This window comes from Bradyrhizobium sp. NAS80.1, assembly GCF_001908205.1.
GTDB lineage: Bacteria > Pseudomonadota > Alphaproteobacteria > Rhizobiales > Xanthobacteraceae > Bradyrhizobium.
This window is the reverse complement of record NZ_LGHL01000024.1, coordinates 13,593-33,964: the sequence shown is the minus strand read 5'-3', so window position 1 is coordinate 33,964 and position 20,372 is coordinate 13,593. Positions and strand designations below refer to the sequence as shown.

The following is a 20,372-nucleotide window of genomic DNA, read 5'->3' as shown; positions in this document are numbered from 1 at the left end:
GCAGGCGGTGTGGGGCCAGCGCAAGCATCGCCTTGAGGCGCTGGATCAGGCCTGGCGTGGCCGACGGCCTCGGCGTCGGCAGGAATACGGCAAGCGGGCGGGCCAGCCGCGCCAGCCACATGCTGGCGCGGAAGCGCTTCGGGTCCGGCAGGACGAAGGCCAGCACCTGGCGCAGCAGCCGCTCGGTGAGCGGCCTCTGATAGCGCTGCTCGATCCTGACCCGGGCCTGGTCCACGAGGTGCATGTAGTTCACCCCGGAGGGGCAGGTCGTCATGCAGGCCAGGCACGACAGGCAGCGGTCGATATGCTTGACCACCTCCGCCGTCGGCGCCTGGTCCTTCTCCAGCATTTCCTTGATCAGGTAGATGCGGCCGCGCGGGCTATCGAGCTCGTCGCCGAGCAGCACATAGGTCGGACAGGTTGCAGTGCAGAAGCCGCAATGGACGCAGGCGCGCAGGATCTTGTCGGCTTCCGCGGTATCGGGGTCGGCGAGCTGCGCCAGTGAGAATTCGGTCTTCATGCCGCAGCGCCCCGCGTCAGCCGGCCCCGGTTGAGAATGGATTTCGGGTCGAAGCTGGTGCGCACCCGTTCGCTCAGCGCGGCAATGCCGGGCGCCTGCGGATGGAAAACGTCGACATCGCGCCTGACATCCTCGGCAGCCCGGATCAGCATCGCGTGTCCGCCCAAGGCATCCGCGCGCTGGCGCACGACCGGGGCGTGCGCGTCCGGCTTCGGCGGCAATGCCGCCCAGATCAGCCCGCCGCCCCAATCGTAGATCACGTCGCCCCCGGTCTCGCGCGCCAATTGCGTCCCGAGCGCCGCACCTGATGCCGGCGGACAGACGATTCGCCAGACCGGCCAGGCCCCCAACGCGCCGCTTGTCGCGAAGGGCAAGACGTCGCGGATCGTGGCCCACAGCGCCGCGGACGCCAGGTCCTCGACCAGCGTCGCGGTCCCGAACGGCGCCAGCAATTCGCGCAGCGATCCGGCGCGGTGGGCGGCGGAAGCCGTGATCCCCTCGAGCCGCAGCACGGTCAGCGCCTCGCCCTGGCCCGCGATATCACCAAGTCCGTCGGTCTTGGCCCGGAACGCCGATTTCGGCAGATGCGCGGCGGCGGACACGTCGAAGGGCGAGCCGAGCGCCGCGGTCATCGCCTTGTTGGCGGCGACATCGTCGAGCCCGCGGAGCAGCAGCGTCCGCTCGGCTTCGGGCTTCGGCATCACCTTCAGCGTGACCTCGGTCATGACCGACAGGGTACCCCAGGACCCCGCCAGCAGCTTGCAGAGGTCGTAGCCGGTGACGTTCTTCACCACCTTGCCGCCAGTCTTGAAGCTGTCGCCGAAGCCGGAGACCGCGTGCGCCCCGAGCAGGTGGTCGCGTGCCCCGCCCGCCCTGATGCGCCGCGGACCGGCGAGCCCGGCCGCGATCATGCCGCCGATGGTGCCGAGCGCCGGAGTGCCCAGGAGCGGCGCGGTGTTCATCGGCTCGAAGGCGAATTGCTGGTTCTTGGCATCGATCAGCGACAGCACGTCGGCCAGCGGCGCGCCGGCCTGGAGCGTGATGATCAGCTCGTTGGGCTCGTAGGAGGTGACGGCGTTGAGCGCGGAGACGTCGAGCACGGCGTTGGTCGCCATCGCATGGCCGATGCCGCGCTTACTGCCATGACCGATGATCTCGAGCGGCTGCTCATTGGCAATCGCCGCGCGCACTACCTCTTCGACGTCTTTGGCGTCTCTGACCTTGAGCGTATCCACGGGAAAAGGCGGTAGCCAAATTCCTAACGAAAATCAAATTTCTCGCGCCAAAGCCTTGCGCCCGAAAGCGCCGCTCCCTGGATGCGATGCGGCAGATAGACCGCCATCCCGATCACGCCGGATGACGGCCGGGCCGATTCGGGCACGACATCGTCACTTCGTCCACCATCGAACCATTCCCTTCCAGACTTCGCTATTGATCGAACTGTTCCAGACGCCCTCTTAACAGGAGTTCCGACATGTACGCACAGGCAATGAAGCAGCGAACAGTCAGCGAAGCGACCAGCGGCGGCGGCCTTCTCGTCGTGGCGCAGTGGGAAGCCAGGGAGGGACAGGCCGACAATGTCGCCGAGATCCTGCGTGGCTTCCTGCCGGAGGCACAAAGCGAGCCTGGCGTGAAGCTGTTCCTGATCAGCCGCGGCACGGAGAACCCGGCACAGTTCCTGTTCTACGAACTGTTTCGCGACGAGGCCGCTTTCAAGGCGCACCAGGAGAGTGCGCACTTCAAGACCCACATCGCAGGCCGGGCGCTGCCGTTGCTGGCAAGGCGCGAGCGGGCGCAATACGCGCTGCTGTAAATGCCGCCTGCACGCCGCGGTTCGGTCAGGACCGCGGCGCGCGCCGCTCTAAATGATCGCGCGCAGCGGTGATCTCCGCAAGATTAGGGCGGATACCGCAAAGCTCCCGACTGCCGCCAGCATCGTCAGCAGGATCGCCTTGGTAATCGCACCAAGCAACAACGCGTGCAGCAACAAGGCAAAGCCGATCAGGATCGGCGGATGGATCAGGTAGACGCCGAACGCATTGTCCGAGAGCCATTTGGCGACCGGACCTTGTGTGCCGAAATAGCGATGGTAGACGGCCAGGATCAAGAAGCCCATGCCGACACAGACGAGCGCCTCCCACAGGCACTTGCCGGCGCTGACGAGGTTGAAGCCGCCCGCATAAAGCGCGGTGTCGCCCTCGAGGCCGCCGCCAAACAGCACCAGCGCCGCGAACAAGGGCGCCGAGACGGCCAGCGCCAGCGCTCCCCAGCGCAGACAGGAACGCTCGGCAAGCCCCGTCATCCAGTTGCCGCGATAACCATGGGCCCCGGCCGCGAACATCAGAAGATATTGCGGCAGATCGCCGGGATGAACGTTGAGCACTGACGTGCCGGCCTGCAGGGCGATGCGTACGGCAAAGGTGGCGGCCGCCATGAGCACCACGAAGACCACGACCATCGGTCCGCGCAGCACAACCGCCCGCTCCTGCCATCCCAACCGCCGGATCAGGCCGTAGACAAGCGAGAACAGCAGCAGCACGGCGCAGAACCACATCGGCCCGGTCTCGGACAGCCACTCGCCATCCGCAAGATGGGTCAACCATTGATGGCCGAAGCCGCCGCGCCCCCAGGTGTGCGACAGGAAATACTGCGTGAGCGGACCGATCACGAACATGTAGACCAGGGTCGGCACGCCAAGTCGGAACAACCGGTCACGGGCGAAGGTCGAAAACCCCTTCCGGTCAAACGATGCCGCAGCGAAATAGCCGGCGATGAAGAACAACACCGCCATGAAGAACGCCTGCAGGAAGCTCTGGTAGATGCCGAAGAACAGCGCCGTCCCGAAGCCCGTCGCCTGCCGGTCCACGTAGTACCAATTGCCGAACGGGCTGTAGGTGTCGGACGCGTGCATGCTCAGAACGAGCAGGATCATGGACCAGCGGATGTTGTCGATGAACAGGAGCCGCGGCGGGGCGTGCGCCGCGGCCGGCTCCGCTGTCGTCGTGTCTACCGGGATGTCCGCCATGCCGCCACCTGGACCGACATGCCAAAAAATCCTCAGAACCGCGGGATGTCCGGAAACGCGAGCTTGCCGGCATGGACATGCATGCGGCCGAGCTCGGCGCAGCGGTGCAGCGTCGGAAACACCTTTCCGGGATTGAGCAGGCCCTGCGCATCGAAGGCGCATTTCAGCCGCTGCTGCTGGTTCAGGTCGATCTCGCTGAACATGTCGGGCATCAGGTCGCGCTTCTCGATGCCGACGCCATGCTCGCCGGTGAGCACGCCGCCGAACTCGACACAGCAGCGCAGGATGTCGGCGCCGAACGCCTCGGCGCGCTCGATCTCGCCGGGCTTGTTGGCATCGTAGAGGATGAGGGGATGCAGATTGCCGTCGCCGGCATGGAATACGTTGGCGCAGCCGAGCTGGTATTTCTCCGACAGTTCGCGGATGCGGGCGAGCGCCTTCGGCAGCGCGCCGCGCGGGATGGTGCCGTCCATGCAGAGATAATCTGGCGAGATGCGGCCGACGGCCGGAAACGCGGCTTTCCGGCCCGCCCAGAACAGATTGCGCTCGGCTTCCGAGGTCGAGATCTGGCAGGTGGTCGAGCCGCAACCGTTCGCGATGGCTTCGACTCGGTTGATCAGTTCATCGACCTCGATCTTGGGGCCGTCGAGCTCGATGATGAGCAGCGCCTCGACATCGAGCGGATAGCCGGCATGGACGAAGGCCTCCGCCGCGTGGATCGCCGGCTTGTCCATCATCTCCATGCCTCCGGGAATGATACCGGCGCCGATGATCCGCGCCACGCATTCGCCGGCCGCCTCGACTTCCGCGAAGCCGACCATCAGCGCGCGCGCCGTCTCCGGCTTTTGCAGGATGCGCACCGTGATCTCGGTGATGACCCCGAGCAGGCCTTCTGAGCCGGTGATGACGCCCATGAGATCGTAGCCCGGGTTCTCCGCCGATTTGCCGCCGATGCGCAGGATCTCGCCGCTCATCAGGACAATCTCGCAACCGAGCACGTTGTTGGTGGTCATGCCGTATTTCAGGCAGTGCACCCCGCCGGAATTCTCCGCGACATTGCCGCCGATCGAGCAGGCGATCTGCGAGGACGGGTCGGGCGCGTAGTAGAAGCCGGCATGCGCGACGGCCTGGCTGATCGCCAGATTGGTGACACCAGGCTCAGTGACGACGACACGGTTGTCGAAATCGATCTCGCGGATGCGCTTGAATTTGCTGAGCCCCAAGAGCACGCCGTCCTCAAGCGGCAGCGCGCCACCGGACAGCGAGGTGCCGGAGCCGCGCGGAACCACCTTAATGCCCTGCCCTGCACAATATTTCAGGATCAGCGAGACCTGCTCGGTCGTATCGGGCAGCACCACGACCATCGGCGGCTGCCGATACGCGGTGAGCCCGTCGGATTCATAGGCCCGCATCTCGGCTGCGCTGTCGATCACGCCCTCGCCGGGCACAATTGCGCGCAATGCAGCAACGATCTCAGCGCGGCGCGCGAGCACCGCCTGGTCACTCGCAGGCATCATGATGGTCATGGCATATCCTTCCGGCTCGCCAAGGCGAACAAATTGTCGCGGCAAATCAACCACGTCCGCGGTGGTTTGGGTAGGCCATCCGAACGTCGGACCAACGATCTCGGGCGAGTTCGCTCTGGGACAAGTAGGAAATCGTGAAACCTGTCATGGTTTCGTGGCTTGTCGAAGCCGGACGGGCCTGCCAAAAGCGGCAAGTCCGACGATTGCCGACCGGGCAAGAGACTGACTAGGCCCACCCACCAGGGAAGAGACGAAGAGCACCCGATGACAAAGCTGACTTTTGGCGCACTGATGATCCTCGCCGTGACTGCCACCGCCCCCGCCGCGATGGCGCAGGATGTCGCGGCCGGCAAAACGTCATTCAACAAATGCCTGGCCTGCCACGCGATCGGCGAAGGCGCCAAGAACAAGGTCGGCCCTGAGCTCAACGGCCTCAACGGCCGCAAATCGGGGACCGCGCCGGACTACAATTATTCGGACGCGAACAAAAATTCCGGCATCACCTGGGACGAAGCCACGTTCAAGGAATACATCAAGGACCCGAAGGCCAAGATCCCCGGCACCAAGATGGCGTTCGCCGGCATCAAGAACGAGACCGAGATCAACAATCTCTGGTCCTTCGTCTCGCAGTTCGACAAGGACGGAAAAATCAAGCAGTAAGCGCGCCAAAGGGGCGGCCGCTAATCGGCGGCCGCCTGCGCGGCGACGATCTTGCCGATCATCGTCTCGATCTCGGTCTTCACCAGATCCGGCACCGCGTTCTGAACCATGTGGCCGAGATCGGGCAGCGCAATCAGCTTTACATTCGGCACCATCGCGGCAAACGGGCGCGCGTGGATGCTGGTTGACACGGTCTTGTCGGGCTCGCCGGCGATGATCGTAACCGGCGCTTTGATCTCGCCGTAGCGCAGAGCTTGCGCGGCGACGGCCTCCTTCAGCGTCACCAGATCATAGGCATTGGCGATGAATTCGCGCGGGCGCAGCAGCAGCGGCGTCGCGGAATCCTGCACGAACCCGTCCGGCATCATCTGCGGCAGGAACACGTCGCGCGCACCGGGCTCGGTCAGGAAATAACCGAGCGGCAGCGTGATGGTGTAGGCCAGCAGCGGGCCGATCAATGGCGTTGCGATGATCTCGTTGTAGCGGCCGACGCCGCCGCGCCACGGATGGGTGACGGGCGCGAGCATCACGAGGCCGGCGACGCGGCCGGGATGATCGAGCGCCATTCGCGCGCCGAGTGCGCCGCTCCAGGAATGCACGACGAAGACCGCGCGATCGATCCCGAGCTTGCCGAGCGCCTGATCGATCATCCGCGCCTGGATCTGCGGCGTCGAATCGTGCCGCCGCGCGCGCGTGCTCCAGCCATGGCCGGGACGATCGAACAGGATGACGCGATGGTTTTTGGCGAGGAGATCGCCGACCGGCCGCCGCATCGCTTCGAGATTGGAACTCGCGCCGTGCAGCATCACGATCGGCAGGCCCGAATCGCGCGGACCAATGTCGACGATGTGAAGTGACGCGCCGTCGACATCGACCATCCGCCCCTGAGGCGGAAAAGCGCGCTGCACGGCGACGACGCCGGCCTGAGTGACCAACGCCAGCACAACCAGCGCCGCCACAATTGACATCACGATCATGGAGAGAGTCCGGGAAATCCAGGGCGCATTGCAGTTACGGGTCTTGGAGGCGGCAGTTTCGCTCCGCCAGCTTCAGCACTTCCACGGGAAATCCCGGGGCTGTGGATATGTGCAAAATTGCCAAACCAAAAAATTCAATGAAATCAACGCTGTTATCCAACGACACGCAAGCCTCGAAACAGCTTCATGCGGTCGTCATCGCGGAGTCCATATAATCGCCATGGTCGGTTCCGGTATTTAGACGCGGGTGGGCGCCGATCATCCTCGCATCCTCAGGGGACGCGGGAAAGGCCGGTAGGATTTGTCCTGATTTGAACCGGAGAATTTTCGATGAGCTTCAGATCCAACGACACTGCGATCGACGAGATCGTCGCGAGCTGCAACGGCGATCTGCGTGGTGCCGTGCGAGCGCTGCTCCTGATCAACGAGCATCTCGAGGCGGAGCTTGCAAAGGCTTACGCGGCAGCGGCCGATCAGGGCCTCGCCGAACGCGGCGGCAGCGCCCTGCACTAGAGCCATTTCCGTTCCGATGGAATCGGAACGGGGCTCTAGATTCTTGTTTTGAGCGTTTTCTTTACGCGAACCGGTGTCCACTTCGCTCGAAAACGCTCTGACGCTCAGGCGGACAGCTAGTTCGAGCTGTCCTCGTCCTTTTCGTCATCGGGCGTAACCGCTGGGCAGGCACGGATCGTCGAGCGGGCAAGCTTGGCATCGGCCTTCGATTTGTAGGGGCCGTCGCCGAACCAGATGTCACCGTTGATCACGGGATTGCTGGTCACGATGTTGCATTTCCCGGTGCCGCGGTTGCCGACCACCCAGAACAGTCCGTCGGCCACGCTCACCGTTCCCGACGCCAAGAGTAAGCTACCTGCAAGGATCAAACGCTTCATGGCTGTGCTCCTGCCATGAAGGTAGGCCTGCGGCCGTGCCACCAATACCCCTTGCGATGCGGCGCGTGTCATCGTGGTTAATCTGCCTCCGCCGCACTCGCTCGACTTGTCGGCTAAATATCGCGGCCTTCGACCTTCTCGGTCAGCGCCTTGACCTGCTCGGGGATCTTCTCGAGGTGCGGGTTGACGGCGAGCGCCTTGCGGTAGGCCTCGAGCGCGCGCTTATCGTCGCCGACCTCCTGCATGATCATGCCGAGGCCTGCGAGCGCGCCGAAATGGCGGGGCTCCCGGATCAGCACCTGCTGGATGTCGGCGAGCGAGCGGCCATAGTCGTTCTGCATGTAATAGAGCGTGGCGCGCCGGTTCCAGGCCTCGATGTAATCGGGCCTGAGCTTGATGACCGCATCCAGCAGCTTGATCGCGATGTCGATCTTCTGTGCGTCGACAGCGGTCCTGGCGCGCTCCATCAGCAGCGCAGCAGTGTCGCTCGGGGTCTGGAGCCAGATCGCCCAGATCCGTGCCTCGACATGCTTGGCGCTGACCTCGTCCGGCGCCGCCTTCAGTGCGCCGAACAGGAAATCGAGATTCTTGGTGCGATCGACCTTGGGCAGCTTGGCCGGCGCCTCGGGAAGCTTCTTCTGCTGCTTGCCGGGCGGAGCCGGCGCATCATCCTGCGCCAGGGCCGGAGCAAGGCCTACGGTTCCCAGGACAAGGGCCAGACACAGGGTGTGTGCAAAAGGGAATCTCACAGCCATGGTCAAAGTCTAAACGCGCAAAGCCGCCCTTGCAAAGCAGGGGCGGCGTCAAACTCGTGTGAGACCGTGGTCTTGCGAGGCGCGCGCGAGGCGTCCGGCAGGGCGAAATCAGCCCTGACGAGCCTTGAAGCGGCGCTGCACCTTGTTGATCACGTAGACCCGGCCCTTGCGGCGGACCAGGCGGTTGGCGCGATGGCGACCGCGCAGCGACTTCAGCGAGTTACGGACCTTCATGGCAGAATCCTGAACGTTCGAAAGGCCGTGTTCGGCACTACCGTTTCGGCACGCGCGAATGTGGCAAAATGAGATTTTTCCCGCCGGCGGACGACCGCCCGGGACGGGGCGGTTCTTAAGGCATGGGGGGACCCGATGTCAATGCAAACGGGCCTCTCGAAGCGCATTAACCTCGGGATAGGCTTGAAACGGTCCCTCCGCCGGAACCACCTCCGGCGAGCTGACGGCCGAGCCTTGCCAAATTCGTTATATGATATAATCAATTTGGCAACCCATCGGGAGGAAACCAATGCCGAAGCTGAAGCTGCCGAATATCGACGATGTCGTCGCGATCGACATCCACACCCACGCCGAGGAGCCTTGCGGTTGCCACGCGGACGACGGCTATGACGACTTCCAGGCGCAGATGGCGGAGTACTTCAAGTCGCCGAACAAGCATCCGCCGACCGTGCCGGAGACCGCGGCCTACTATCGCTCCAAGAACATCGCCGCCGTGATCTTTCCGGTCGATGCCGAGCGCGAGACCGGCTTCCGCCGCTACAACAATTACGAGATGCTGGAGGTCGCCTCCGACCATCTCGACGTCCTCATCCCCTTCGTCTCCATCGACCCGCACAAGGGCAAGCTCGGCGCGCGCGAGGCGCGCAAGCTGATCGAGGAATACGGCGTCCGCGGCTTCAAGTTCCACCCGACCATGCAGGGCTTCTACGCCAACGACCGCATGGCCTATCCGCTTTACGAAGAGATCAACAATGGCGGCGCGATCGCGCTGTTCCACACCGGCCAGACCGGCGTCGGCTCGGGGATGCCGGGCGGCATGGGGATGCGGCTGAAATATTCCAACCCGATGTACATGGATGATGTGGCGGCGGATTTCCCCGACCTCAAGATCATCCTCGCCCACCCCTCCTTCCCCTGGCAGGAGGAGGCGCTGTCGGTCGCGACCCACAAGCCGAACGTCTATATCGACCTGTCGGGCTGGTCGCCGAAATATTTCCCGCCGATCCTGGTCCGCTACATCAACTCGATTCTTCAGGATAAGATGCTGTTCGGCTCGGACTGGCCGGTGATCACGCCGGACCGCTGGCTGTCGGATTTCGCCAAGATCGACATCCGCGACGAGATCCGGCCGAAAGTGCTCAAGGCCAACGCGCGCAAGCTGCTGGGAATCTAGTCAACAAAGAGGTCAGCGTGACGATCAAAGCCGTCGTCTTCGACGCCTACGGGACGCTCTACGACATCCAGTCGGTCGCGGAGATCACCGAGGATGCGTTCCCCGGCTACGGCGACATCATCACGCAAGTGTGGCGGATCAAGCAGCTCGAATACACCTGGTTGCGCTCGCTGATGCAGCGCTACCAGGATTTTGCCGCGGTCACGCGCGACTCGCTTGCCTATTCGCTGCGCGTACTCGGGCTCGCCTACGAGAGCGAAGCGTTCGAGCGTGTGATCGAAAAATATCTGCATCTCGATCTCTATCCGGATGCGGCGGCAGCGCTTACAGCGCTGAAGCCGCGCAAGCTCGCCATCCTCTCCAATGGCAGCCCGGATATGCTGAATGCCCTCGTGCGAAACTCCGGTCTCGACCACCTGCTCGACGCCACCATCAGCGTCGATGCCAAGAAGATCTTCAAGCCGAGCCCGGAGGCTTACTCGCTGATCTCCGAGGTGCTCGGCACCACGCCGGATGAGGTGCTGTTCGTCTCGTCCAATCCCTGGGACGTGGCGGGCGCAAAGGCGTTCGGGCTGAACGTCGCCTGGATCGAGCGGGTGACGCCCGAGGCGATGGCGCTGGCTTGCGTCGAGAACGAACTCGTGGCACCGCTCACCATGTTCAAGGCGATCCGGACCCAGATGGACGATCTTGGTTTCGCGCCGGATCACCGTGTCCGCGCCCTCTCCGAGTTGCCCGGGATCGCCGCCCGCCCGTAAGTCTGGAATGAGCTGTTCTGAATGAGCCTGGAATCCGTTCGCGCCTTCTTCGCCGAGAAAGCCCCCGACATATCCGTCATCGAATCCCCGATCAGCTCCGCGACAGTGACGCTGGCCGCCGAAGCCTATGGCGTCGAGCCCGGCCGGATCGCCAAGACGCTGTCGTTGCGGGTCGGCGAACGCGTGATCCTGATCGTCGCCGCCGGCACCTCACGCATGGACAACAAGAAGGTCAAGGCGGCGTTCGGCGGCAAGCCGAAGATGCTGGGGCTGGAAGAGGTCGCCGAGATCACCGGCCACGAGGTCGGCGGCGTCTGCCCGTTCGGGCTGAAGTCGCCGCTGCCGGTCTATTGCGACGTGTCGCTGAAAGCATTTGACGTGGTGGTGCCGGCCGCGGGCTCGACCCACAGCGCGGTGCGAATCGCGCCAGAGCGCATGGCCGAACTCGTCTCGGCCGAATGGATCGACGTCTGCGAACACCGCCCCTGAAGCACGCTGCGATGATGATAAATCGTCATCGCGCTTTGGATTGCTGTTTGAGCATGATCTCCACGCATACGCGTTCCGCGTTTGTCGCGAGGGAAGAGCGCTCCGCACTTTGCGCGAACGCGGCCCTTCGGGTCCGGATCATGTCTGGGCAGCACTAATAATCTTCATCGTAAGGCCGCGGCTGCGCCGGTGGAGGCGGCGGCGCATTGTTATAGCGCGGCGGCGGCGCGATGCGATTCCGCGGGGCCGGCTGCTGGGGCTGGACCTGGTTGTTCGACTGGAACACCGCACGACATGCGCTCGAGAGCTGTGAGGTGTTCTGCTGCAGGCAGGCGACAATGCGGTTCGTATCCGGAATCTGATCGCTGCACAGGCGCCACACATCCGGTGTGCAGGCCATCTGTTGTTCCAGCGTTCCACGGTACTCTTCGGCGGAGGCAGCGCCCTGGGCGACGATGCCGCCGATTGCAAGCGCCAAACCAAGCGCAATCCGCTCTGTTCGCATATCCAGATCCTTCTCGATTCCCTCAAACTCTCATCAATCAATGAGGCGGAGCCGGTTCTGGACCAACAACAAAATGTGAAAGTGCGTCTGGAACCTACTCCACCTTGCCGATCTTCCTCACCGCCGCGATCAGCCGCGTGCTGTCGGCCGCGACAAACTGCGAGAATGCCGGCGCATCCTGATAGGCGACGAGACTGCCCGAGGCGTCGAACGATTTGAGCACGTCGGGACTCGTCATCACCTGCGCCATCGCCTCGCGCAAGCGGGTCGCGATCGGCGCCGGTAGCGCACTCTGCGCGAACAGGCCGGCCCAGATGTACATCTCGACATCCTTGTAACCGAGCTCCTGGAAGGTCGGCACATCAGGAAAACTCGCGATGCGCTGCGCGCCGCAATTGCCGAGCACGCGCAGCTTGCCGTCGTCGACCTGCGGCTTCAACGTGCCGGGCGCGGCTGCGATCGCCTGCACGGTGCCGCTGAGGATTGCGGTCAGCGCGGGACCGGCGCCGCGGAACGGCACGTGCAGCAGCTTGATGCCGGCGCTGTTTGCGAACATCTCCATCGCCACATGCAGCGTGCCGTAGGGCCCGGACGAGCCATAGGTGATCTGGCCCGGACGCTTCTTCGCATCCTCGACAAAATCCTGCGCCGTCTTCCATGGCGCCGAGGCCGGCACGGCGAGCAGCGTGGGATCGGCGAGCACGCGCGCGATCGGCATGAACTGCGAGACCTCATAGGCGACGGGACGCTCGAACAGCCGGTCGGCTTCCGGGAGCACCGCGAGCGAGGACAGCGTCATCAGCAGCGTGTAGCCATCGGGCTCGGCGCGCGCCGCCGCGGCATTGCCGACCGATCCACCGCCGCCACCGGCGCGGTTGTCGACGATGACGGGCTTGCCGAGAATTCGCTCCAGCACCATCGCCACCGGGCGCGCGGCGAGATCGGCCTGGCCGCCGGCCGGAAACGGCACGATCATGGTGATGTTGCGGACGGGATAGGTTTGCGCGAAGGCCGGACGCGAGATCACGGATTGTGCGAGCGGCAATGCTGCAGCGGCGCGCAGCAAGTCACGGCGATTCATCGGCGGCTCCCCCAATATGATTTTGTCTTTCCTTTGGAGGGGAGACTAGCGGCTCTCGCCGGGTGGGCAAGTGACTTGTGAGGAAATACCGTCTCAACAGACTCCGTCATTGCGAGCGTAGCGAAGCAATCCAGAATCCCGCCGCGGTGACAGACTGGATTGCTTCGCTGCGCTCGCAACGACGAGTCCGTTGAAACAGCGTCCGCTCTACATCACCTTCCCGCCCTTCTTCGGCCGTCGCTTGCACGTCCCCGGCAGCTTCGCCGCCAGGAAATCGCCGAGCACCTCGACACGTGCGGGGCGCGGGCCGCCGGGCGGCGTCACCAGATGCACGGCGCCTTCTGCCTGTTTCCAGTCCTTCAGGATCACTTCGACGGCGCCGGAGGAGATGGCGTCGCCAACGATGAATTCGGGCAGCTCGGCGATGCCGAGGCCGGCGATCAGCGCCGGCATCACGGCTTCACCGTTGTTGACCCGAAGCTGTCCACCCGGACGTACGCTCGCCTGCTCGCCTGCCGAATTGGTGTAGTGCCAGACATTGGGCGTCGTGAGGTAGGCGTAGCTGAAGCATTTGTGCTGGGCCAGATGCATCGGATGCGTCGGCCGGCCATGGCGCTTGAGGTAGGACGGCGCAGCCACCGTGAAGCGGGGCATGGTGAAGAGCCGGCGCGCGATCAGTGACGAGTCCGGCAGCCGCGCGATCCGCACCGCCATGTCAAAACCCTCGCCGATCAGGTCGACCGTCGCATCGCTCAAATGCAGATCGACCGAGACCTCCGGATAGGTTTCGAAGAACTCCGGCAGTAGCGGTGCCACCGCCTTGATCCCGAACGTCATGGGCACGGCGAGCCGCACCAGGCCACGCGGCGCCACCGACTGCGCCAACGCCTCGTTCTCCGCCGCCTCGCCGTCGGACAAGAGGCGCGTCGCGCGCTCGGCGAGCTTGTGCCCGGCATCGGTCAGGGCGAGCCGGCGCGAGGTGCGGTTGAACAGGCGGGCGCCGAGCCGCTCCTCCAGCCGGGTGACCGCCTTGGACACCGTCGCCTTGGACATCGCAAGCTCGCTCGCGGCACCCGCAAACGACCGTAACTCCACGACTTTTGCGAAAATCGCGAGCGCCTCGAAATCGGGGAGTTTTGCCATGGGAGCGCTCCTATCGGGGTATTTCAGGAAACAATGCGTTTCAACAGTTTCTATTTCTATACCACGGACGCAGGCTTATCCAAGCGTCATCGCAATTTCAGGGAATGGAGAAATCAGATGATCGAACTCAGACCTTTCGCAAAGCTCGGCGGCGCCGATCACGGCTGGCTCAAGGCCAAGCATCATTTCTCCTTCGCAAGCCATTACGACCCGAACAACATGGGTCACGGTGCCCTGCGGGTGTGGAACGACGACGAGATCGCGCCGAACACCGGCTTCCCCGCCCATCCTCACGCCAACATGGAAATCATCACCTATGTCCGTGAGGGTGCGATCACCCATCAGGACAGCCTCGGCAACAAGGGCCGCACCGAGGCGGGCGACGTGCAGGTGATGAGCGCGGGCAGCGGCATCCGCCACTCCGAGTACAATCTGGAGCCGACCAAGACACGGATCTTCCAGATCTGGATCGAGCCCACGGCACGCGGGGGGCAACCGACCTGGGGCTCGAAGCCGTTCCCCAAGGCGGACCGCTCAGGCAAGCTCGTCACCATCGCAAGTGGTTTCGAGGACGATGCGGACGCGCTGCCGATCCGCGCCGACGCGCGGGTGCTCGCCACCACGCTGAAAGCCGGTGAGAGCGCGGAGTACGAGCCGCAGAAAGCGCGGCATCTCTATTTGGTTCCCGCGGCCGGTTCAGTCGAGGTCAACGGTGTGCGCATCGATGCCCGCGACGGCGCCGCAATCCGCAACGAGGATCGGCTGAAGATCATAGCCCTCCAAGACTCCGAGCTCGTGCTCGTCGACGCAGCGTAGCAACGAACTCCTCATGCCCGGGCTTCTTCCGGGCATGACATCCCCAACAACTAGCCATCAGATCTAAACTGGAGACCACCATGACCAAAGTTCTCGTCCTCTATTATTCCGCCTATGGCCACATCGAAGCGATGGCCAATGCCGTCGCCGAAGGTGCGCGCGAGGCCGGAGTCACCGTCGACATCAAGCGCGTGCCGGAGCTGGTGCCGGCCGAGGTCGCCAAGGCCTCCTATTACAAGCTCGACCAGGCCGCGCCCGTGGCGAAGATCGAGGACCTCGCCAATTACGACGCGATCATCGTCGGCACCGGCACCCGCTTCGGCCGGATGTCCTCGCAGATGGCGAACTTCCTGGATCAGGCCGGTGGTCTCTGGGCCAAGGGCGCGCTGCACGGCAAGGTCGGCGGTGCCTTCACCTCGAGCGCGACCCAGCATGGCGGCCAGGAGACGACGCTGTTCTCGATCATCACCAATCTCCTGCATTTCGGCATGGTCGTCGTCGGCATGAATTACGGCTTTGCCGGCCAGATGAAACTCGATGAGGTCACCGGCGGTGCGCCCTATGGAGCCACCACGATCACCGGCGGCGACGGCAGCCGCCAGCCCAGCGCCAACGAGCTCGCCGGCGCACGCTACCAGGGGCGCCAGATCGCGGAGACCACCAAGAAGCTGCACGGCTAAGCTTCGCGATCGACTGCATAGCTGATGCGATACGGGCGGCATTCTCTTTCGGGAATGCCGCCCCATCTCTACTCGCAGAATATTGGCCAAGAGCGACCAAGAGCGATACGAATGACTTTCGAACTTTTGTTGATCGCCCAGATGATCCGCAAGCCCGCCCAGGCGCTGGCGCGACGCTGGTATTGCCGCAGCCTCTTCCGCGCCTCGCGCGGTCGCTTGCATTGTGCAGGCTGCACGGGATCGTAAATCTGCCCGCATCGGGACCAAGAGCGCCGCATCTTGCGGCGCTTTTGCTTTAGCGCGCCCGGGCGTCCATCTCCCGATAAGTCGCTAACGATCGCGTTCCGCCTGCTCGACGCATTGGAATCTGGCGAGGAAATGCAGTCCCGCCACCGCAAGCGCAAACATGAACCAGATCGGATTCTGCCGATCGAGCAGGAAGGTTTCGGTCGTCCCGTAGTACAGGCAGAACAGCCAGATGGTCAGAAACAGTTTTGCCAGCGCACTGCTGCGGTTGTGAGCCTGGGCGCTCTGGAAGTTCTTGAGCGGTGACAGCACGAAGACGAGAATGACGAGCATCAGCCCCGGCAGGCCGATGGTGACCGCAAGGTCGAGATAGCTGTTGTGGCTATGGGCGGCGGTCGTCGCCCATTCAGCGCCCTGGGTGGTCTGCCGCTCTGTCACGCCGTCCCAGAACGCCGCGTAGCCGTGGCCCGTGATGGGCTTTTCGGCAACGGCTCCGAGCGCAAACTGCCAGATGTCGGAGCGGCCGGTGAAGGTTGGATCGATAGGAAGCAGCCTCGTGACAGCAGCGAGCGCCGGGCTCGCAGCGGTGCCGACCGTGAGCAGGTTCATCACGATCAGCGGCGTGAAGCAGATGAGCCGCTTCAGCCACAAGCTTCGCGTGACGAAGACCAGCGATGCGAGCGCGCAGATCGCCAGACACAGCGCCGTCGACGTCTTGCCGCCGGTGAAGATCAGGAAGATGCCGGCGAGTGCTGCGACCGCGGGGCCCATCACGAACGATCCGGCGGCCCAGAGATAAATGCCGACATAGGCCAGGATGGTCATCACCGGCGATGCGACGTTCTTGTGCCCGAAGCTGCCGCGCCAGTCGCCGGCGAGCTGCGGCTCGCTGAGGTCGAGCGCGGTGTGCATCGAATATTCCGGCGCCAGGAAGACGCCGAGATAGCAGAGCGCGAGCAGCACGAGCGCAGCAGTGCCGAGGCACAGGTTGAAGCTGCGCCGCGTCGGCGGCAGCAGCGGCAACAGGACGGCGAGCGATGTCACGCTGGCCGCGAGCGCGAAGCGCTGGATCGAGACTCCAAGGCTCTCGGAGAAGAGGATGTTGATCAACAACCATCCGACGAGACAAAGATGCAGCGGGGTCACCAGGCTCTTCAGCGCGGGCGCATCGGTGGCGGCGACGGACAGCACCGCAACCGTGGCGAGGAGGCCGAAAACGATGTAGGTCAGCGCCATGCGCCCGCCGACGACAGCGGTCACGTCTTCGCTACGCAGGTCCGGAAAGGGGTCGAGCGTCACCAGCACCAGGAGCAGGACCGCGACTGCGACGAGGCAGCGGGCGGCCTGCACGGCATTCAGCTTCGCAAACACATCACGCAGCAGGTGGCCGAGCGATCGGACCTCGGCGTCAATCATGTCTGCTGCGTTGCGATCCATGCCTCGAGGCCAAGATGAGGACGCGGGATCGCTCGGGCTTAGCCTACCCCCGTTAAGCATCCGTCAACCGGCATGCCGGATGCGGCAGGTGCCTTGGCCGTCTTTTGCTCCCGCGCCACACGTCGCGCGATCTCGTAATATTGAAGCGCCCGCTGCTCGAGCGTGAGATTGTCGAGCACATAGCCGCGCGGATCGAATGTATCAGCGGCGCACCCGGCCCAGAAATCCTCCCAGCCCGCCTCGAACCCCGCGGTGTCGACGAACGTGGCACCGCAACGGTCATCCCAGTATGGCACCGACGACACCGGCTCGAACCTTACCCGGTGCGGATAATAATCGGGATCCCGCCACGGGCCGCCGGGATTCCAGGCAAACACCGCCACGCCGCAGGACAAGGCCTGCTGATAGGCAATGCCCTGGCTCTCGTTCTGGCACAGGAAGATCATTGCACGCGAACGCGCCAGCGCTGCCTGATAGTCCTCTTCCTTGTAGTTGCCGTAACGCAGTTCCGTGAACGAGCGGCCCTCCTTGATGAGCCGGGCGCGGACGGGCTCGACCAGCTCCGGCGCATAGCGCTCGCGGTCCCAGTGGACCTTGTCGTAGATCAGAACATCGACGGTCTTTTGCGAGGGGCGCGACGGCGCCCAGAGATCCGTGTCGATACCGACCGGCCAGGCCTCCGTGTCGGGCCAATACGGCCGGTACATGTCGACATACCAATCGCCGGGCACCACGACCTTCTTGACCGGCAGCCGCTCGAACAAGTCGGGATCGTCGAGCGGATGATTGTGGGCGGCAACGCCAAGCAGGATCGGGTTCTTCCACGCGAACTTGTCGAGCAGGAAGGTGCGACCGATGATGCACGCGACTTCCTCGGGATGCTGCGCGATGTAGCGATAGTCGTTGACGCGGTAGCGGATGCCGAGCCGGTCGAGCCCCGCGCAAAGATTGAGGAACACGCGAAGCTGTCCGCTCATCCGCGGCTCGCCGAGCAGCATGCGACGCGCCAGGCGCCGCAGATGCCGGTCGCCGGGAAACCAGCGGTCGTCCTTGTCCTCGTAGAAGAGGTTGAGGACCATGTCGTCGGGATCGTAATCGAACGTCTTTGCGGGCACTGGGTTCATCCGCGGCAATCGGGTCCCCATTCTCGCATGGGACCGGCTGCCGCACTGTTCCAAATTTGCGACAGGCTTAATGCTTCCGGCTTAACGCTAATCTACGAAACAGTAGCAGCGCAGGTCCTCCAGGAAACGATTCCACCGTATTATGGATGTCATCCGCAGCGGCCGACGTTGCGATCGCTGGCGTTGCCAGCTCGGCAGATGCGCCCTGGTTAACATAACCTTAAAGACGAGCCGCAGCTTGATCACCGCCGAAGACGTTCTCGAATTACCGGCCAGCTCGCGCGTGACGACAGCCCCGAGCGTTCCGCTGCCGGTCAGCGCTGCCGGATCGGTGTCCGTCGTCGTCCCCGCCAAGAACGTTGCGGCCTATGTCGGCGAAACCATCGCAAGCGCACTGGCGCAACGCGAGATCGCCGAAGTGATCGTCGTGGACGACGGCTCGACCGACGGCACCGCTGCGATCGTCCTTGGCATCCGTGATCCGCGGCTGCGCCTGATGACCAACGACTCCGCCGGCGTATCAGCCGCGCGCAATTTCGGCGCGCGACATGCGAGCGGCGACTGGCTCCTCTTCCTCGATGCCGACGACCGCCTGCGCCCCGGCGCGGTGGCGGCACTGCTGGTTGCTGCGCGCAGTGCTCCGCACGCGGTTTTCGTCTATGGCGACTACAATACGATCGACAGCGAGGGACGGCAGATCGGCAGGCGTGACCTCTTGAAAGGACGCCGCAAGCCGTCCGGCGACGTGCTGGCGCGGCTCGCGGCCGGCAATTTCATCGTCAATGGCGGCATCGCGCTCGCGCGCGCAGAGGCCTTCCGCGCCATAGGCGGCTTCGACGTCTCCCTCAGATATTGCGAGGACTGGCACTGCTGGTGCCGCCTCGCCGCGATCGGCGAGTTCGAGTTCGCACCAGAGCTCCTGCTCGACTATCGCTTGCACACGGCCAACACCATGAACGCGGCGGTGCGAACGCCGCAGGACTTCTTCCCCGCCATCGCGCGAATCTTCGACGACGGGTTGATCCTGGCGCGACTGCCGGAGGGTACGGCCGCCGGGCTGCGCCAGGCCGCCGAGATTCATCTCGTCACCTACTCCGCGATGCAAGCGGTCCGCTTCGGCAGGTATCGCGACGCTTTCACTTATCTCGGGATGGTCGGCCGGCGGTCGCTCAAATCGCTGCCGCGCTCCGCGCTCCGGGTGGTCCTCGCCTGTTTCGGCATCTAGTCCGTCACCGCGGCGTTAGGACACGATCTTCGAGGCCTCATAGGGCTTCGGCTCGATGCCGAACGCTGCGAGTACGGAGCCGAGTGCGACCATCACGGGGTGCATGGCGACGACGGCCTTCGACGACGTCAGCAGGCCGGCCGCGCGCATCAGCGACAGCGGCAGCCGTCCCAGCATCCGCGCGTACACCCGCGCCCGGGCTGCCGCGCCCTGCGCTGCCTTGTACTCCACACGATAGTTGATCGCACCGATGCGCAGGCCACGCTTTGCGATCCAGCCGAGGCTAGTGCGGCTCTGCGGCACGGTCTCGGTGATGACCGCCTCGGCGGTCCAGTGGAAGATCATGCCGGCATCGCGACACCGCGAGAAAAAATCGCAGTCGCCGCCGCCAAGGAAGTTGAAGCGCAGATCGAAGGCAGGACGGCCAGACCGCTCGAACGCCGCGCGGGTGATCAGGCAATTGCCGCAGCCATAGATCAGCGGCACCGCGCCGCTATAATCATAGGCGGGACAGAAGGCGGGATGACGCGACAGCCAGGGCTGACTGTCGTCGTCGAAGACCGGCAGCACCGGTCCGCCGACGATGTCGGCGCCGGTCGCCTCCGCGGTGCGAACCATCAGCTCGAGCCAGTCGGGTGAGGCGATCTCGTCATCGTCGATCATCAGGAAGCGGGTCGCGGCCGGAAACAGCGCCTGCGCCGTCTCGAACGCGGCGTTGATTGCCTGGCAATTGCCCTGGCGCTTCTCGACGAGGCAGATGCCCTGGAGCCTGCCATCCGCCAAAAACTCGGCGGCGACCGGCGCGCTCTCGCGCCGCGCGGCATCGTTCTCGACCATGACGACTGCAAAGGAGCGCGGAGTGCGCTGGCTCGCGACGGATTCCAGAGTCAGCCGCAGATGCTGCGGGCGGCGGAAGCAGGGAATGCAGACGACGATGCCGACCGACAGGTCGATGACGCGGGAGCTCGCCGCGATCTCCCGGTTGGGATCGCTTACGGCATCCGAGATCCGGCTGGCGGACAGGTCTGTCGGGATCATGGTCATGGCGTTCTTGATGTCCGAGATATATTGAAAAAGCCCTGCTTCAATCGCGCGGATCGTCGTCGA

23 protein-coding genes are annotated in these 20,372 nt (G+C 64.2%); 9 read left to right on the top strand and 14 right to left on the bottom strand.

The window, feature by feature from the left end:
- Both AC629_RS06365 and AC629_RS06360 read right to left on the bottom strand, forming a co-directional pair.
- Positions 1-520: 4Fe-4S dicluster domain-containing protein (locus tag AC629_RS06365; RefSeq protein ID WP_143198947.1), on the bottom strand; the 520-nt coding region annotated here is incomplete at its 3' end.
- Complete coding sequence (locus tag AC629_RS06360; RefSeq protein WP_084803886.1) at positions 517-1,755, bottom strand: FAD-binding protein; 1,239 nt, start codon at positions 1,753-1,755, stop codon at positions 517-519. The genes AC629_RS06360 and AC629_RS06365, both read right to left, overlap by 4 nt.
- 239 nt (positions 1,756-1,994) lie before the next feature.
- Here AC629_RS06360 and AC629_RS06355 point away from each other — a divergent pair, with 239 nt between their 5' ends.
- On the top strand, positions 1,995-2,333 hold the full coding sequence (locus tag AC629_RS06355; protein WP_084803885.1) for a putative quinol monooxygenase: 339 nt from the start codon (positions 1,995-1,997) through the stop codon (positions 2,331-2,333).
- Between the two features lie 48 nt (positions 2,334-2,381).
- On the opposite strand, the gene AC629_RS06350 is transcribed toward AC629_RS06355, so the two are convergent.
- Entirely contained in the window at positions 2,382-3,545 is a 1,164-nt protein-coding gene (locus AC629_RS06350) for an acyltransferase family protein (RefSeq protein WP_084803884.1), read from the bottom strand.
- 32 nt (positions 3,546-3,577) lie between these two features.
- Positions 3,578-5,071, bottom strand: coding sequence for an FAD-linked oxidase C-terminal domain-containing protein (locus AC629_RS06345; RefSeq protein WP_084803883.1), 1,494 nt, complete (start codon positions 5,069-5,071; stop codon positions 3,578-3,580).
- Between the two features lie 264 nt (positions 5,072-5,335).
- Here AC629_RS06345 and cycA point away from each other — a divergent pair, with 264 nt between their 5' ends.
- Positions 5,336-5,731: a cytochrome c-550 CycA gene (gene cycA, locus AC629_RS06340; protein ID WP_084803882.1), complete on the top strand. Its 396-nt coding sequence runs from the start codon at positions 5,336-5,338 to the stop codon at positions 5,729-5,731.
- Between the two features lie 20 nt (positions 5,732-5,751).
- Here the strand turns inward: cycA and AC629_RS06335 are convergent, their stop codons facing one another.
- The gene (locus tag AC629_RS06335; protein ID WP_084803881.1) at positions 5,752-6,708 is read right to left on the bottom strand and encodes an alpha/beta fold hydrolase; all 957 of its coding nucleotides are present in this window, start codon (positions 6,706-6,708) and stop codon (positions 5,752-5,754) included.
- Positions 6,709-7,038: 330 nt separating this feature from the next.
- On the opposite strand from AC629_RS06335, the gene AC629_RS06330 reads away from it, so the two are divergent.
- Positions 7,039-7,221: a hypothetical protein gene (locus tag AC629_RS06330; RefSeq protein WP_084803880.1), complete on the top strand. Its 183-nt coding sequence runs from the start codon at positions 7,039-7,041 to the stop codon at positions 7,219-7,221.
- Positions 7,222-7,337: 116 nt separating this feature from the next.
- Here AC629_RS06330 and AC629_RS06325 read toward each other — a convergent pair whose 3' ends face one another.
- The 3 genes from AC629_RS06325 to ykgO all read right to left on the bottom strand — a co-directional run bounded on the left by AC629_RS06325 (position 7,338) and on the right by ykgO (position 8,587).
- Positions 7,338-7,598, bottom strand: coding sequence for a hypothetical protein (locus AC629_RS06325; RefSeq protein ID WP_084803879.1), 261 nt, complete (start codon positions 7,596-7,598; stop codon positions 7,338-7,340).
- 113 nt (positions 7,599-7,711) lie between these two features.
- Positions 7,712-8,353 carry a tetratricopeptide repeat protein gene (locus AC629_RS06320; protein WP_084803878.1) on the bottom strand — a complete coding sequence of 214 codons (642 nt, stop codon included), beginning with the start codon at positions 8,351-8,353 and terminating at the stop codon, positions 7,712-7,714.
- Positions 8,354-8,461: 108 nt separating this feature from the next.
- Positions 8,462-8,587, bottom strand: a complete 126-nt coding sequence (ykgO, locus tag AC629_RS06315; protein WP_006611362.1) for a type B 50S ribosomal protein L36 — start codon at positions 8,585-8,587, stop codon at positions 8,462-8,464.
- Positions 8,588-8,876: 289 nt separating this feature from the next.
- Here ykgO and AC629_RS06310 point away from each other — a divergent pair, with 289 nt between their 5' ends.
- Genes AC629_RS06310 through AC629_RS06300 form a run of 3 tightly spaced genes read left to right on the top strand, consistent with a single transcriptional unit; the run spans position 8,877 to position 11,008 of the window.
- Positions 8,877-9,761 carry a 4-hydroxyphenyl-beta-ketoacyl-CoA hydrolase gene (locus tag AC629_RS06310; protein WP_011090280.1) on the top strand — a complete coding sequence of 295 codons (885 nt, stop codon included), beginning with the start codon at positions 8,877-8,879 and terminating at the stop codon, positions 9,759-9,761.
- Positions 9,762-9,778: 17 nt separating this feature from the next.
- Positions 9,779-10,519 (top strand): haloacid dehalogenase type II, encoded by a 741-nt coding sequence (locus AC629_RS06305; RefSeq protein WP_084803877.1) that lies wholly within the window; start codon positions 9,779-9,781, stop codon positions 10,517-10,519.
- A gap of 21 nt (positions 10,520-10,540) precedes the next feature.
- Positions 10,541-11,008: a YbaK/EbsC family protein gene (locus AC629_RS06300; protein ID WP_084803876.1), complete on the top strand. Its 468-nt coding sequence runs from the start codon at positions 10,541-10,543 to the stop codon at positions 11,006-11,008.
- A 154-nt stretch (positions 11,009-11,162) separates the two neighbouring features.
- On the opposite strand, the gene AC629_RS06295 is transcribed toward AC629_RS06300, so the two are convergent.
- From AC629_RS06295 to AC629_RS06285, 3 genes are all read right to left on the bottom strand, one after another.
- Positions 11,163-11,513: a hypothetical protein gene (locus tag AC629_RS06295; RefSeq protein ID WP_084803875.1), complete on the bottom strand. Its 351-nt coding sequence runs from the start codon at positions 11,511-11,513 to the stop codon at positions 11,163-11,165.
- Positions 11,514-11,607: 94 nt separating this feature from the next.
- Positions 11,608-12,594, bottom strand: coding sequence for a tripartite tricarboxylate transporter substrate binding protein (locus AC629_RS06290; RefSeq protein ID WP_084803874.1), 987 nt, complete (start codon positions 12,592-12,594; stop codon positions 11,608-11,610).
- A 207-nt stretch (positions 12,595-12,801) separates the two neighbouring features.
- Positions 12,802-13,737, bottom strand: a complete 936-nt coding sequence (locus AC629_RS06285) for a LysR family transcriptional regulator (protein WP_084803873.1) — start codon at positions 13,735-13,737, stop codon at positions 12,802-12,804.
- Positions 13,738-13,854: 117 nt separating this feature from the next.
- Between AC629_RS06285 and AC629_RS06280 the strand changes: the two genes are divergently transcribed.
- Both AC629_RS06280 and wrbA read left to right on the top strand, forming a co-directional pair.
- Entirely contained in the window at positions 13,855-14,553 is a 699-nt protein-coding gene (locus tag AC629_RS06280) for a pirin family protein (RefSeq protein ID WP_084803890.1), read from the top strand.
- 80 nt (positions 14,554-14,633) lie between these two features.
- Entirely contained in the window at positions 14,634-15,233 is a 600-nt protein-coding gene (gene wrbA / locus AC629_RS06275; RefSeq protein ID WP_084803872.1) for an NAD(P)H:quinone oxidoreductase, read from the top strand.
- 330 nt (positions 15,234-15,563) lie between these two features.
- On the opposite strand, the gene AC629_RS06270 is transcribed toward wrbA, so the two are convergent.
- Positions 15,564-16,916, bottom strand: a complete 1,353-nt coding sequence (locus tag AC629_RS06270) for an O-antigen ligase family protein (protein ID WP_084803871.1) — start codon at positions 16,914-16,916, stop codon at positions 15,564-15,566.
- A gap of 38 nt (positions 16,917-16,954) precedes the next feature.
- Positions 16,955-18,031, bottom strand: a complete 1,077-nt coding sequence (locus tag AC629_RS06265) for a glycosyltransferase (protein ID WP_084803889.1) — start codon at positions 18,029-18,031, stop codon at positions 16,955-16,957.
- Positions 18,032-18,278: 247 nt separating this feature from the next.
- On the opposite strand from AC629_RS06265, the gene AC629_RS06260 reads away from it, so the two are divergent.
- On the top strand, positions 18,279-19,265 hold the full coding sequence (locus AC629_RS06260) for a glycosyltransferase (protein ID WP_084803887.1): 987 nt from the start codon (positions 18,279-18,281) through the stop codon (positions 19,263-19,265).
- Positions 19,266-19,280: 15 nt separating this feature from the next.
- Here the strand turns inward: AC629_RS06260 and AC629_RS06255 are convergent, their stop codons facing one another.
- Entirely contained in the window at positions 19,281-20,309 is a 1,029-nt protein-coding gene (locus tag AC629_RS06255; RefSeq protein ID WP_084803888.1) for a glycosyltransferase family 2 protein, read from the bottom strand.
- Positions 20,310-20,372 lie beyond the last annotated feature (63 nt).